At 70.6% G+C, this 14,777-nt stretch carries 8 protein-coding genes and 1 pseudogene; 2 read left to right on the forward strand and 7 right to left on the reverse strand.

Features of this window, described 5'->3' with window-relative positions; translation table 11 throughout:
* Window positions 1-244: 244 nt before the first annotated feature.
* The 3 genes from ABZV00_RS13030 to ABZV00_RS13040 form a co-directional block, all read right to left on the reverse strand.
* The gene (locus ABZV00_RS13030) at window positions 245-1,261 is read right to left on the reverse strand and encodes a LuxR C-terminal-related transcriptional regulator (protein WP_355605159.1); all 1,017 of its coding nucleotides are present in this window, start codon (window positions 1,259-1,261) and stop codon (window positions 245-247) included.
* A gap of 146 nt (window positions 1,262-1,407) precedes the next feature.
* Window positions 1,408-5,127, reverse strand: coding sequence for a S8 family serine peptidase (locus ABZV00_RS13035; RefSeq protein WP_355605161.1), 3,720 nt, complete (start codon window positions 5,125-5,127; stop codon window positions 1,408-1,410).
* Window positions 5,128-5,337: 210 nt separating this feature from the next.
* A complete protein-coding gene (locus ABZV00_RS13040; RefSeq protein WP_355605164.1) occupies window positions 5,338-6,390 on the reverse strand; it encodes a helix-turn-helix transcriptional regulator in 1,053 nt (350 codons plus the stop codon).
* A 557-nt stretch (window positions 6,391-6,947) separates the two neighbouring features.
* Between ABZV00_RS13040 and ABZV00_RS13045 the strand changes: the two are divergent.
* Window positions 6,948-7,100: pseudogene (locus ABZV00_RS13045) on the forward strand (IS256 family transposase); the annotation flags it as partial.
* 101 nt (window positions 7,101-7,201) lie between these two features.
* On the opposite strand, the gene ABZV00_RS13050 reads toward ABZV00_RS13045, so the two are convergent.
* On the reverse strand, window positions 7,202-8,143 hold the full coding sequence (locus tag ABZV00_RS13050; protein ID WP_355605167.1) for a helix-turn-helix domain-containing protein: 942 nt from the start codon (window positions 8,141-8,143) through the stop codon (window positions 7,202-7,204).
* Window positions 8,144-8,267: 124 nt separating this feature from the next.
* On the opposite strand from ABZV00_RS13050, the gene ABZV00_RS13055 reads away from it, so the two are divergent.
* Window positions 8,268-11,591: a S8 family serine peptidase gene (locus ABZV00_RS13055; protein ID WP_355605169.1), complete on the forward strand. Its 3,324-nt coding sequence runs from the start codon at window positions 8,268-8,270 to the stop codon at window positions 11,589-11,591.
* Window positions 11,592-11,851: 260 nt separating this feature from the next.
* On the opposite strand, the gene ABZV00_RS13060 is transcribed toward ABZV00_RS13055, so the two are convergent.
* The 3 genes from ABZV00_RS13060 to ABZV00_RS13070 all read right to left on the reverse strand — a co-directional run bounded on the left by ABZV00_RS13060 (window position 11,852) and on the right by ABZV00_RS13070 (window position 14,726).
* Window positions 11,852-12,436 carry a phosphotransferase gene (locus tag ABZV00_RS13060; RefSeq protein WP_355605171.1) on the reverse strand — a complete coding sequence of 195 codons (585 nt, stop codon included), beginning with the start codon at window positions 12,434-12,436 and terminating at the stop codon, window positions 11,852-11,854.
* Window positions 12,437-12,969: 533 nt separating this feature from the next.
* On the reverse strand, window positions 12,970-14,163 hold the full coding sequence (locus tag ABZV00_RS13065) for a hypothetical protein (RefSeq protein WP_355605173.1): 1,194 nt from the start codon (window positions 14,161-14,163) through the stop codon (window positions 12,970-12,972).
* Window positions 14,160-14,726 (reverse strand): SRPBCC family protein, encoded by a 567-nt coding sequence (locus ABZV00_RS13070; protein WP_355605175.1) that lies wholly within the window; start codon window positions 14,724-14,726, stop codon window positions 14,160-14,162. The genes ABZV00_RS13065 and ABZV00_RS13070 overlap by 4 nt, the downstream gene beginning before the upstream one ends.
* Window positions 14,727-14,777 lie beyond the last annotated feature (51 nt).

A 14,777-nucleotide genomic window follows, 5' to 3' on the forward strand; every position in this document is an offset into this window, starting at 1 on the left:
TGTTACAGGCTGGGCAGCCGTCAGCCTGCCGAACGCGGCGTGACCTCGTGCTCATCACCACGAGCCGTCACGATCCGCAAGCTCGGCCCCTCAGGATCGAGAAGCTGACCGCGTCTACCGATCCGACAATGCAACAGCGCCGCCGGGACAGTAGCGTGTCGGCGTCTGGGAACGAGCCGAGGATCCCCGGCTGGAGGTCGACGCGGCTGCCGGCCCACTTGACCTGGCCCGTTGACGAAGCCGATCAGGTCCAGCCGCGGCGGGCCGCTTGCACCCCCGCCTGGAAACGGCCGCCTGCCCCTAGCCGGGCTTGCAGATCACCGATGCGACGGCGCAGGGTCCGGACACTGATGTCCAGGTGGCGGGCGATCGCCTCATCTTTCATGCCAACGGCGAGCAGGCCGACCAGGCTGCGCTCGGCGTCCGTGAGTTCACCCGCCTCAGTCGCCTCTGGCGGCGTGTCGGAGTGATCCCACAGCGGCACGGCCTGCCGCCACAGCACTTCGAAGAGGGCCTGTAACGCGTCGGTGAGCGCGGATTCCCGTACGACCATGATGCTTGGTTCGGCGCCGGCCTCGTCGCTGATCAGTGGCAGGAGAGCGGTGCGCCTGTCGATCAGCACCAGTTTCAGTGGTACGGCGGGCAGCACTCGGATGTGCTCACCTTCTGGACGCATCCAGCGCGCAAAGGCCAGCATCTCCGGAAGATCGGGGTCGGCTGCGGCGCACAAGACGCGAATCTCCGCCTCGCCACATGGCGCTTGCCGCTGCTCGTCCCCGTGAAGCGCCATCCGTACCAGCGACGGCGGGGCGTGGAGCACCGACACCTCATGTCGCGCGTGAACCAGCCCTCCCACCGCGTCTACGTTGCCGCCGCCCTGGACCACCTCTATGAGCCGAGATGGGTCTGAGCGCAGCATGCCGTGCTCGAACATCTCGGCCAGCCGCTCAGCGGCCGCGGCGAGCCGGTCGGACTCGGCCCTTCGTTTGCGGATCAGGGCATTGGCCGCCCTGCGCGGATCGACGGCACGGATGGCGCCGTTCGAATCCGAGCGCCGCAGCAGACCCACCTCCGCCAGCCGATCGCTGGCCTGGTGGACCGCCGACTCCGAGACGCCAAGCGCCCGAGCCCAGCCCGACGGCCCGATCCGCGGCTGTCGCAAGATCCGCACATACAGCGCCTCATCGAATTCGGACAGGCCGGCCACGGCCCACGCGCGCCCCGTGCCGGGTTTCCCGGCCGTACCACCCACCAGGTCCACCCCCCGGCTTCCGATCCACCGTCGAGGCAGGCTATCGGAAGGGAATGGCCAGGCCGGAGACAGGCCCACGCGGGGGCGGGCGTGCGGGCTGGGATGAACCGGGTGGAGCGGGGGCGGCGCGGTGCACGCCGCCCCCGCGGTGGTGCCTACTTCAGCCCGTACGCCCGCTTGACGGTCTGGTCGAGCTGGTTGCCGTTCGCGTCGGTCGCCTGGACTCGGAGCGAGACGTACCCGTTGGTCGCGCGGACCGCCGGGTGCTGGACGGTGGCCCGGTAGCCGCCCGCCCGGTTCGGCCCGATCTCGATCGCCTGCCAGGAGACGCCGTCGTCATAGGATGCCCACGCCTTCACGCCGGTGATCGGGGCAGGGGTGCTCCCCTCCTGGTGCCGGATCTTCAGCCCGAAGGTGAACCGGCACTTGTCGTCGGCCCGGTTGTACAGGTCTAGGTCGATGTCGTAGTCGATCGACAACAACGGCAGAACCTGCTTTTCGCTGGTGGTTGCCGAAGTGAAGGACCACTCGGTGCTGGACCGTGTCGAGTACGGGGCCCAGTCGGCCTGCCGGGTGGCGTCCACCGTCAGCCGGTACGCGACGTTGCCGGCCGGCACGGTGAGCGTGCCCCAGGCCCACGTCTTCAGCTCACCAAGGAGTGCGCCGTTCGCGTACAGCTTCGTCGCCACGGTGTCTCCCTGCCCGGCGTAGCCGTAGTACCCGTCGCCCGCGGCGGAGAACTCTGGGATCTGCACGGTGAGCTTGTCCCCGGTGCGAGACGTGGCCCCGTAGCGGGCCACGGTCGCCGGCCGAACCACCTGCCCGAGCCAGCTCTCCGTGCTGGTCGCGCCGGGCTGGTAGGTGTGGTAGGGGCCGTGCTGCTCCCCGCCGTGGGACCAGTGCTGGGCGACCCAACGCGTGTAGGTGGTGTCGTTGGCGCTGTAGTACTCGGTCCGCACGGTGCCGAGCTGCAGGTAGTGCCCCACGCCGAGCGCGGCGAGGTCTCCCGGGCGGAACGTGAACCGGGTGTCGAGGCCGATGTCCTCGCCCTTCCCGGTGCCGGGGTAGCGGGCGATCACCTTCGCCGTGTTGCTGCGGTCGATGCGGTAGGTGAGCTGCTCTGGGATCCGGCCGCTCTCCGGCAACATCAGCTCGTACATGTACGGGCTGACCGCGGTGCCGCCGAGTTCGAGCTGCACCTTGCCCTTGGCGAGCAGCGACTGGAGCTTGGCGCCCTCCTCACCGGAGACCGTCATGACCGGGATGGTGGTGCTGTTGACCGCAGTCCACCACTGCCCGGGTGTCTTGCGGTACGCCAGCAGGTAGCCGGCCCCTGCGGCGATGGCGTTCTCGACCGCCTCGTGCGCCCAGTCGGTCGGCTCGAGTGCGACGAGGACGGCCTTGCCCCGCACGTCCAGGCCCTTAAATGCCTCCGCCGATCCGTTGCCCGCGCCGACAAGCCGTACCCGGCGGTCGCCGGTGATCTTGACCGGGAAACCCGAGTAGTTGTTGGCGTACTTCGGCGCCAGCGTGAACCGCTCCGGGCCGGTGACCTTTCCGGTCAGCTCCTTCGCGTACAGGTGGAACTTGCTGTAGAAGTTGAAGACCCCATCGGTCACCTGCTCGGTGGGGGCCGCGTAGACGTGCTCCAAGCCACCCCACGCGCCCTGAACCCGGGTCATGCCGTAGGAGGACACTCCCGGGCGCCCGCGGGACCACGACGTAGTTATGCCCTGGTGCTCCGCGTCCGGGTGCATGGTGACCGGCTTGATCTCGACGGCCTTGCGCGCGTCGAAGGTGAGCGTGACGTCGCCGGACACCTCGATCTGCGGGTCACCGACGACGCTGGTGCTGATCTCGTTCCCGGCACCGTCGAGCGTCGAGATCCAACTGCCGATCGAGTACGTCCCCGGTGGCACCCGGAAGGTCTGGGTGCCGCCCGTCCACCCGTAGCCGGTGACGGCGCCGCCGAGTTCCAGCATGGTGTAGAGAGCCCACTCGGCCGGCTCGCCGTTGCGGTCGAGGAAGTTGACCGTGATGTCGTACCGCTCCGTCTCCTTCTCGAACCCGACCGCGGTGGTGACCGCGATCGCGCCGCTCGGGTCGTTCGCCGTCACGTAACCGGTGTATCGGCCGATGGCGAGCTTGCCGGAATCGACGGTCGTGGTGACGGTCGTGGTGCCGTTCGCCGGTACGGTCACTTCTGACGCGCTCAGCGACAGCGATCCGCCGGTCACCGTCGACGTCAGGTTCAGGGTCACCGGTGCCGAGGTGGTGTTCGTGTACGTGATTTCCTTGCTGACCGGCGCGCTGGCGTCGTGCTGGAATAGGCCATAGCTGAGGGCGGGTGTCGCGAAGACGTTCTGGGTGACCGCCCGTGGTACGTCCACCCGCCCGTTGCCCTGCTGGAACGGCGTGTACGCCGCGTTCGTCCTGGCCGTACTGGACAACGCCGCCTTGATCTGCTGCCCGGTCCAGTCGGGGTGCGCCTGCGCCACGATCGCTGCCGCGCCGGCAACATGCGGCGTCGCCATCGAGGTGCCGCCGGCCGACGTGTACCGGCCGTCGACCGGCGTGCCCATGGTGGTGCCGGCCGCCCGGGCCGCCACAATGCTCACCCCGGGCGCGGTGATCTCCGGCTTCACGCCGTAATCCCCGACGCGCGGCCCGCGGCTGGAGAAGGACGCGAGGACCTCGGTCTTGCTGACCGCGCCCACGGTGAGCGCCGAGTCCGCGATGCCCGGGGAGCCGATGGTCTGCTCGGCGGGTCCCGCGTTGCTCGCGGCGATGACGAAGAGCGCCCCGGACGAGGTGGACAGCCGGTCGACGGCCTGGCTCAGCGGGTCCGACGCCTCGTACGCCGTACCGCCCAGGGACATCGAAACGATGTCCGCGCCGGACGCCACGGCCCACTCCATGCCCGCGATGATCCAGGAGTAGTCGCCGGAACCGGAGTTGGCGAGTACCTTGCCGACCAGCAGGTCCGCCCCGGGGGCGACACCCTTGTACTTGCCGCCCGAACCGTCGCCACTACCCGCGATCGTGGACGCGACATGCGTGCCGTGCCCGTGGCCGTCGGCGACCGCCTCGCCGGGCACGAAGCTCTGCGAACCCACGATCTCGTCCGCCAGGTCCGGGTGCGTGGCGTCGACCCCGGTGTCCAGCACCGCGACCTTGACACCGGTACCGTCGTACCCGGCCTGCCACATCTGTGGCGCACCGATTTGCGGGACACTGACATCCAGCGATGCAGTGGCCTTGCCGTCCAGCCACACTTTCGCGATGCCGTCGTCGAACTGGTCCGCGGCGGCGGCGCTGCGGTCGGTCCTAGCGCCCGTGATGTCGGTCCAGAACGACTCCGCCTTGCCCTTGTCCGCCGCCACCGCCATGCCGCCGATGCTCTTGAGGGTCAGCCGCTTGCTGCTGGCCTGCGGAGCGGGCTGTGCCACGCGCGAAGCCGCGCCGGCGCCGGTGCCGTAGCTGATGATCAGCGGAAGCGAGGCCACGGTCTTGTCGTCGTAGCCGTCCCGCACCAGTCGGGTGACGTTGAACAACTCGCGGTCCAGCTTGCCGGCCTTGAGTAGGCGCTGGGCGTCGTCGGGGATGACGTACATTCCGCCCTTGTCCTCGACGGACGCGAAGTTGATCGCTTCGCGGCCAGTGCCCCGGTCGACGGAAACGGCCTGTCTTCCGTCGTCTGCCGTACCGACCGTCACCGTGTCACCCGTGATCAGGGTGACCGTGCGGGTGTCGATCTTCGGTGAGCCGGCTGACTGGGTGGCGGCGGTGGCGGGTGGCTGTCCCATCATGGGGTTCATGGCCACGAGCACGCTGACCGTGCTCAGGACCGCGAACACGCGATGCCGTTGTCGCATCGGCGGTTCCTTCCTCGTGATGTCGGCGGCTCCAGGAAAGCGGCTCTCCCAGAGGGGGCTCTCCTGGAGAGTTGCCGACATCATTGGGGCGATGTTTGCCACGATCAATGGATTCGGTTGACCGACACAGGCCAGCGCCCCTTTCGGTCAACAACGGCGCGGACCAGCACCGGTGCGGCCAGGGCGGCGGATGCCGGGGTGAGCTTCGGCTCAGGTCCAACCGCGGCGGGCCGCCTGTACGCCCGCCTGAAAGCGGCCGCCGGCGCCGAGCCGGGTTTGCAGGTCGCTGATCCGACGGCGCAGGGTCCGGACACTGATGTCCAGGTGGCGGGCGATGTCTTCGTCCTTCATGCCGACGGCGAGCAGGCGGACCAGGGTCTGTTCGGCCTCGGTGAGCTCGGCTTGTTCGGTTCCCTCGGGGTGGGTGTCGGCGTCGTCCCAGAGCGGCGTGGCCTGCCGCCATAGCGCTTCGAAGAGGGCCTGCAAGGCGTCGGTGAGCGCGGACTCCCGGACGATCACGACGCTCTGTTCGGCGCCGGACTCGCCACGGGTCAGCGGCAGGATAGCCGTACGCCCGTCGAACAACAGCAGCTTCAGCGGTACGGCGGGCAGCACTCGAGCCTGCTCACCGAGGGGTCGCATGTGGCGGGCCCAGGACAGCATCTCCGGATGCGCGAACGCGCCGTTGTCGTACACCGTTCGGCAGACCAACCCGCGGATGAGCAGTTCGGTCTGCAGGTCCGAGTTGAGGTCCGTTGGCACCAGGTAGGGCGGGGCATCGAATCCGCACAAATCGTGCTCTGCCCGCGCGTACAGCTCCCGCAGTCGCGCGGCACTGGCGTCCTCGCCCCGAACGACCTCGACCAGTCGAGACGGCACCGACTGCAGCCGGTTCTGCTCGAATGTCTCCGCGACTTGCGCGGCGGCCGCGGCGAGCTGGTCGGACTCGGCCTCCCGCTCACGGATCAGCGCGCGAGCGGCTAACCGGGGATCGACCGCGCGGAGCGTATCGGTCGAATCCGAGCGTCGGAGCAGACCCACCTCCGCCAGTCGATCGCTGCCCCGACGCACCGCCGCCTCGGAGGCGCCAAGTACTCGAGCCCAACCCGCGGACCGGAGATGCGGCTGCTGCAGGATCTGTACATACAGCGCCTCATCGAACTCGGACAGGCCCGTCGCAGCCCAGGCGCCCGTCGTGTCGGGTTCCTCGTCAAGGCTGCTCACCGGTTTCCTCCGCGTCCAACGCGCCATGGTCACCCGCACGTTAACCGAGGGCAGAAAGGGACCGCAGCCCGTACGGACGAGGCATTGGTACGTGCACATCCTCGTCGTTACCACCAACCCGGACGAGCCGTGGCGTCTGCAGGCCAGGTGACGGCAGCGGATGACGCGTACGTCAGCAGACAGTTCGTGGTCCTCGACGAGCTCTGCGCCGCCACCGGGCGGGCCCCGGATGCCGTACGCCGGCTGAGGCTGGGCCGGCGGCTGCCGCTGCCGGGCTGTGTGCGCTCGGACGGCGCGGAGATGTTCCCCGCCGATGTCAGCCACCTGGTGGCCCGTCGGCGAACGCCATCGCCGTCCGCGCCGCTGCAGATACGGCGCGGGAACACCCCTGGGATCACTGACTTCACACGGAGGTCCACGCGATGGACGCACCCATTACCAACTTCAAGATCGTGGTGAGCGACCTTGAGCGGAGCAATGCGCTCACGACCTGTGGATGGGCCTCGGGTTGAAGCGAAGGGCGTACTTTCCCGAGTGATCGATTGATGGTTATCGAGTAGGCCGGTGCTGCGAGCACCGGTCGGGAAGGCGCGCCAGTGTTCAGCGTGGTCAACGCCGACGGCACCACCACCGACGGTTCCTCGCTCATCGATGAGATCGTCCGGGAGGGTGCGAGGCGGATGCTGGCCGCCGCGCTGGAGGCCGAAGTCAATTCCTACATAGCCGAGTTGGCTGACCAGCGGGACGAGGCGTGTAGCCGTGAGTTCAGGCGGACTGCGCGCACAGACCTCCCCGCCGGTGTTCGGCCGGGCCTCCACGCGGGTCGACGGACAGCGACCAGCGCGGAAACCTACAGCCAGCCGCGCCGGGCGGCGTGCAGGCCGGCCTGGAATCGGGTCCGCACCCCGAGCTCGCTCATCAACCGCCGGACCCGGCGCTGCACGGTTCGCAGATGCCAGCCGAGCTGCCGGGCGATGGCGTCGTCGGTCATCCCCGCGGCGAGGTAGGTGAGCAGACGCCGGTCGTCCGGGTCGAGTTCGTCGCCGCTCGACCCGGTGGCAACCGGCACCGAGGTACGCCAGATCGCGTCGAAGAGTCCCCGGAGCGCGACCAGCAGCGACGAGGAATGGACGACGAGTACGGCGTCCGTGGTCGCCGGGTGTTGCAGGGAGATCATGCCGATCCGGTCGTCGGCGAGCAGGAACTTCACCGGTACCGCGCCGACCCGGGCCTGTTCACCGCGCCGCATCATCGCCTCGATCGCGGCGAGTCTGCCGGGCAGGTCGAGGACGGCGCTGTCGTACACGGCGCGGAACCGGACCCCGGAGTTGAGCAGTTCGACCTCGTACGGGTTGGTGTCGGTGAGGTACGGCGGCCGGTCCAGCGCGCACAGCTCGGTCCGGGCTGCGCGTTGGATCTGGCACCAACGCTGGAACACCGCCTCGGCGCCCCGGACGACCTCGACCACGTCCTCGGGTGCGGCGGCCCGGCGGCCCGACCGGTACCGCTCCATGACCTGACCGGTCAGCAGCCGGGTACGGCGCACCTCCTCCTCCTTGGCCCGGATCAGTACGTCCAGCGCAATGTCGGGCGCGGCGGCGGTGTAGCGGATCGGCCGGCCGGATAGGACGATCACCAGTCCCTTGGCGCGCAGACTCGCCAGGGTCGCCGCCACCGCGCGGGCCGACAGACCCTCACTGTCGCGCAGTTCCGCGGCTATGGCCGGTGGGCGGTCGACAAGGCTCTGCCAGATCGCCTCCTCGGCGCGGGTCAACCCCAGTGCCTCGAACACGTCACCTCCTGCTGGTTTTGCGGCAGTGCCGCATTTCGACCACGGCAGAGCCTTCCCTGATCTTCAGGTCGCGTGCCAGTCTCGCGCTGACTCGTTGATTAGTGAAGTGGACAAAGGAGTACGCGTGAGACCCACGGCTCGGCCGCATGCCGGTACCCGGCCCCACCCGAGGGCGGCCGCCGCCGTCATCATTACGGTGCTCACGATCGGCGCCGCCGTCGTGGGCCAGCCGGCGCAGGCCGCCTCGCCGGCCCCGGAGACCACGACGGCCGCGACCCTCGCGGCGTCTGCGGCGATCGTGCCGGGCGTACCGGCGGGCACCGTCACCCTGGTCACCGGCGACCAGGTGACGCTGGTCCGGGACGAGGCCGGCACGCCGTCGGTGACGTTCCAGCCGGCTGCCGGGCGCGAGGGCATGCCGTTTCTGCAGAGGACCGAGCACGGCCAGGTCACCGTCACGCCGTTCGACGCGCAGCGCCTGGTGGACACCGGCGTGCTGGACCGGGCGCTGTTCGACGTCACCACGCTGCTGCGTACGCCCACCCCGGCCGGCGAGCTTCCGCTTATCGTCACGTACGGCTCGGAGGCCGCAGCGGCCACCGCGGCGCCGCGACTACGCGCCGGCGGGGCCGAGGTGGAGCGGGACCTGCCCTCCGTACGCGGCAAGGCGGTGGAGGTACCGACGGCGGGCGCGGCCGCGTTCTGGAAGTCGGTCAACCCGTCCGCGCCACGGCAGGCGGCGAGCCTCGCCGGCGGGATCGCCCGGGTGTCGCTCGACGGCGTCGCCCAGCCGCACGATGTAGACAGCGCCCGACAGGTCGGCGCCCCGCAGGTGTGGCGGCGCGGCCTGACCGGCGCCGGCGTCACGGTCGCGGTCCTCGACACCGGGTACGACCCGGCACACCCCGACCTCGCCGGACGGGTCGTCGGGGAGAAGGACTTCACCGGCAGCCCGACCGGTACCAAGGACGACGTCGGGCACGGCACCCACGTCGCGACGATCATTGCCGGCGCCGGCCGGAGTTCCGGCATCGCGCCCGACGCGAAGCTGCTCATCGGCCGGGTCTGCAAGATCAGCGGTTGCCCCAACTCGGCGATCATCGCCGGGATGGAGTGGGCTGCGGCAGCCGGGGCGAAGGTGGTGAACCTGAGCCTCGGCGGTGGGGCCACCGACGGCACCGACGAGATGTCGCGGGCGGTCAACACGCTGACCGCGAAGCACGGCACGCTCTTCGTCATCTCGGCGGGTAACAACGGCCGCGACGAGAGCGTCACCGCGCCCGGGGCGGCCGACGCCGCGCTCACCGTCGGCGCGGTCACCGACGACGAGCAGCTCGCCGCGTTCTCCAGCCGCGGCCCCCGGGTCGGCGACCACGCGGTGAAGCCTGAGATCACCGCCCCCGGGTACGCGATCGTCGCCGGCCGGGCTGCGGGGACGACCATCGGCTACCCGATCGACGACCAGTACATCCAGGCCAGCGGCACCTCGATGGCCGCCCCGCACGTGACCGGCGCCGCCGCCATCCTCGCCGCCGCGCATCCCGACTGGACTGCCGACCGGCTCAAGTCGACGCTGGTGGGCGCCGCGGAACCGCAGGCCGGCGCCACGGTGTACGGGCAGGGCAGCGGGCGGCTCGACCTCAACCGGGCGACCCGCCAGCAGGTATACGCGGTCCAGCCGACCCTGACGCTCGGCCCGTTCACCGTCGGCGACGCGCCGGCGAGCGGCACCATCACGTACCGCAACGACGGGCGGGACGAGGTCAAGCTGAAGCTCGACCTCGCCGCGACCGACCTGGCCGGTCGGGCGGCACCCCGGGACACGTTCACGCTGAGCGCGAAGCACGTCACTGTGCCGGCGGGAGGCATCGCGCAGGTCACAGTCACCGCCCAGGCGGCCGGCCGGTACGGGGCCCGGGTCACCGCCACCGGCGACGACACCGTGGTGCAGACGGCGGTGTCGGCTTACGCGAACCCGGTCACCCAGCCGATCACGGTCAGCACCATCGACCGGGACGGGGTGACGAACGGCCGGACGTACGGCTTCTCGGTGTTCTTGACCAACCTCGACACAGGAGTCACGTACTCCGGAATGACGTTCGGCCGCCCGCTCAGTGGTGAGCTGCCGGCCGGCCGGTACGGGGTGTATTCCTGGATCCCGACCCAGTCCCCGGACCGCGAGCCGTGGTACCCGTCGTTCACCCTGGCGGCCACAGAGGTCAGCCTGGACACCGCGCGCGAGGTGGTGCTCGACGCCCGGGCCGGTGAGCGGGTCCGGGTCACCCTCAACGGCGTCGAGACCGGCACGTACACCGGCTCCGCGCTCGGCATCGCCGGCACCGGGACCGCGTTCGCGGCGAGCGCCCCGGAGGCGTACGTCGTACCGGCCGAGGTGCCCGGACTGACGTACACCTCGGTGCAGTACCTGCGCGACGTACCAGGCAGCACCACCTGCGGCCCCGGTTCCCGACGGGTCTGCAACGTGTCCGTGGCCAACCAGTCCGGCCCGGTCAGGTCGCACCCGATGATCACCGACGCGGACTTGGCCACGGTGACAGCCGACTTCGGCTCGACCGGTACGGCGGGCACCGGCGATCGGGTCGACTTCGCGGTCGCGCCCGGCTCGTCCGCCCCGCCAGCCGAGGCCATCAACAAGGACGAGATCACGCTGCCCGGCCGGCTCACCTCGTACTTCTACAGCGCGGGTGGGGTGCGGTGGAGCTCAACGCTGTACCAGACGGCGCCGAAGTTCCTCCAAGTGCAGAACCAGAGCGTCCGGACGATTGCCAACGGCGGGACCCTGCACGAGGACTGGTACGCCTCGGTCCTCGGCCCGGTGGTCGGCAGCGCGTCCGTCCGGTCCGGGAACCTGCTCAACTTCTCCGTGCCGCTGGTGTCGGACAGCGCGTCCGGCCACTACGCGAGTTCAACGTGGATCGGCGGCGTCGGCGAGACGGTGCTGTACCGGGATGGCCGCCTCGTCACCGGCAGCCTCCGGCCGGACAGCGCCGCCTTCCAGGTGCGGCCGGACAAGGGCCAGTACCGGCTGGTCTCCCGGACCACCGTGCCGGGCGCGATCCGCTCCACCAAAGTGTCGGCGGAGTGGACGTTCGAGTCGCGGTACGGCGCGGAGAGCATGACTCTGCCGTTGCTCGCCGTCCGGTTCGACCCGCGGCTCGACGGGCTCGGGCAGCTGCCGGCTGGCCAGACCGTCCCGCTTCCGGTCCGGGTCGACGGAACGGCGACCACTGCCCGCGTCCGGGAACTGTCCGTCGAGGTCTCCTTCGACGACGGCGCGACCTGGCAGCGGGTGCCGGTGGCGGACGGCTTCGCCACGGTACGGCACCCCGACTCTGCCGGGGGGTTCGTGTCGCTGCGGGCGTCCGCCGAGGATGTGCACGGTAACGCCGTCAAGGAGACGATCATTCGGGCCTACCGGCTGGGCTGACCGTCCACGGGTCCGGCCGGTCCGCCGGCCGGACCCGTACTAGCGGGTGACGCGCATCTTGGCCGCGTGACTACGGATGGGTTTCGGCCCGTCACCCCCAAGAGCCCGACTGGTGGTCAACGGCGTGCGCGCAGCTGGGCCGCGATCGACGGGTTCGTGACGGGACCTGAGTTCCGGTCCCGAAGCGGGCCTGCTGGCTAATTCAGGAGCTGGACATACCGCTACCGATGCCCGCGACCAGAGGATGCCCCGGGCTATGGCTAACGGCCTGACTGATGGCTGTCGGTCCGGTGGGCCGCCCACTCGCCCGTCCACATTGCGAGGTCGTGTACCCAAACCTCGGTGCTCTGCCGGGACTTGGCCGCCCACTTCGCTGCGTTCCTTGACGCGAAGTCGTCCAAGACCTCGTGGTCAGTCGCGGTCCATGCGGGAAGCTGCGCCATCCACACTTCTGCCTGTTCGGCGCTGTGGCCGCTGCCGATCAGCCATTGGACGAGCAACGCGAGTTCGGCCCACGGAGCCGCCTTGGTCGCCCACGCCCAATCGACGATTCGTAGGCCGTGCGTGGTCACGATCAAGTTGGCCGGAGTGAGGTCGGAGTGGATAAGTGTCTCGCCGTCCATCGCCGGCTGCGCGAACCCGAGCCGGGCTGCCGGGGTGAACCACGGCTCGCCGCGCGCGGGAGTCTCCTGAAGTGCTTTCAATGTGACTGCGAGCAGGTCGAGATCCGTGCTGCCGGGTGACAGGACTCGCCAAGCGGCCGGGTCTACACCGCCGGGCACCGGCGCCGCCGAGTCGTAGGGATGCCGGGTGAAGACGAAGGTGCCGAGGTTGAGGTGGCTCACCGCGCCTGCGGCGTCGCGTTCGACCCGCAGCCGCTCGCCGGCGACGTAGCCGCTGAACCCCTCCCACCGGCCGTCGCCGGTCGGTCGCGGCCGGTGCCGCGCTCGCCTCCGGACAGCGGGGGCAGCTCCAAGACGCCGTCGGCCAGCGGCCGCAGGACGGAGGGGGCCGGCCCCCAGTACCAGGGGCCAGCGAGGTTCAGCAGCTCCGGGTCGACCGCGGGCAGCGGCGCCACGGCGCCGGGATCCGCGGCTCCCGCTCGGCGACCGTCCGCAGCAGGTCAGCGGCGGTTCGCTGGGTAGACGAACGCCCGGTCGAAGTCCGCCGTCGTTCGCCACCGCCCGTCGGCGTGCGTCGTGGTTTGTTACTCCGTTGGGCGTGCACCCACGCCCCGTCCCGGCCCGCGGTGGTCTGCGCCACCGTGATGGCCAGCCTCACCGCGTGGACCAGCCCACCGACGACGTCGCCCTGCTGGCGATCCGCGCCGCCGAGGGCAACCGCGACCGGGTCCTGATCACAGCGCTGACCAGGGCCGTCAGCCGGCCTCGTGGTTCCGCTCCGGCTCAGACCTGTCTCTGCGCGGTGACCCGGACTCGCCGCTCGGTCCCGGTCCGGCCCCGCCGGTCGGGTCCGGCCCACCCTGCTCGCCGGTCAGCTCCGCGTCGGGCTGATAGCGGTACGCCGCCTCCCGTACCGCCGAGTCGGACTCCAGTCCGGCGCCGAGCGCGCCGCCGACCGTCGCCAGCGAGCTGGCCAGCCAGCCCAGCTTGACCTGGTGGGCGACGCCGGCCTGTCGGCCGGTGGATTCAGCGAGCAGGTCCCAGGGGACGAGGGCGATCGCCCCGATGATGGTCAGCGCGGCGAGCGCCACGTACAGCGCGAGGACGCCGATCACCACGGTGAGCACGGTGACCAGGTTGAAGAGGACGACCTGCTCCCGGGCACCCGGGTCGCGCGGAACCCGCTCCCAGAGGCGCGCGCCGAGCACCATGGTCAGCACCACCGCCAGGACAGAGCCGGCCGCGAGCAGGGCGAGCCGCAGGTTGCCCAAGGCCGCCGACAGCTGCCAAATATCGGCGCTCACCAGGGCGAGGACGGCGGTCGCGAAGGCGCCGACCAGCAGCCGGGAGAGCCGGACGGCTAGCCGCCACGGCCGGTTCGCCCGGAGCATGCCGAGCAGCAGCCGCAGGTTGCCGCCGATCACCCCGGCCAGCAGGCCGATGCCGGACGCCTGGTGGTTCACGCGCGCGCCGAGTTCCCGGGCCCGCCGTCCGGTGGCCAGGCGCCGGCGGCGCGGGCCGGCCCGTACCGGGTCGCCGACCGCGTCGGTATCGCCGAGCAGTGCCGCGAGGAGCCGGTCCCCGGCCTCGGCCATCCGCCGGGCCACGGCGACGGGGCCGAGCGCGGGCATGGAAAGGACCGCGACGCCGTGGGTGGTGCTGGCGTGCGCGACCACGGGCCGCCGCGCGGTCTGCAACGGCAGGTCCGTCACGCAGAGGACCAGACTCCAGCCCTCGGCCAGCATCCGGCGCCGGGTTGCCTCGATGAGCTGGCCGAGGTCGGCCGGCCCTTCGACGAGCCGTGCCACCTGGAGGCGTACCGCCCAGTCGACCTCCGGGACCCGGTTGCGGAGCCGGTCGGCGAGCTCCGTGGCGGCCTCCCGCGCCAGGTCGGCCGCGGCCCCGGGGGCGGCCACGACACCCACGACGACGGACCCGCGCTCGGTCACCACACTCCCGGAGCCGGCCCGGCCGTTCCCCCGGGCGCGGCGCCGGTCCGTGGCGCCGTCGTCAACACTCGAGGTCGCCCTTCAGGATGCTCATCGCCATCTTCAGCCGCTCGGCGTAGAGCGGCAGCAGGTCCTCCTTGATGGCCGCCCCGGGCCGGCTCGTCCACCGGGTTCAGGGCGTACGTCCACTCGATGCTCGTGGTGTCGTCCTCCTGGTCGCTGAAGTACCAGGACCCCTCGATGCTGTCGACCACCTCGCGCAGCCGCTGCGAGCTGAAATTGTCGACCCGGTACGAGAACGAGTTCGGCGGCTCCACCGTCAGTAGTTCCTCCTCGTTGGTCGAGCCGTCGTCAGAGGTGTTCGTCCGGCGCACGCCTGGGGTGTTCCAGCCGGTGGTGACGCTGCTGGCCAGGATTGCCGGCGAGTGTCCAAATCTGGGAAAGATGTGGCTCAGGTCGACGTCGATGACGTACTCGAAAACCTGGCCGATGGGAGCGTTGACGGTACGGGTGACCCGGACGAAGTCGTCCCCCACCTCGGTGCAGTCCCGGTCGACGCCCATCGCCGCCTCCCGTCCCTCTCAGCCTGGTCCAGCTAGTCCCCGGTAGGCGCC

This window comes from Micromonospora sp. NPDC005173 (assembly GCF_040608515.1).
In the GTDB taxonomy this organism is placed as follows: Bacteria; Actinomycetota; Actinomycetes; order Mycobacteriales; family Micromonosporaceae; genus Micromonospora.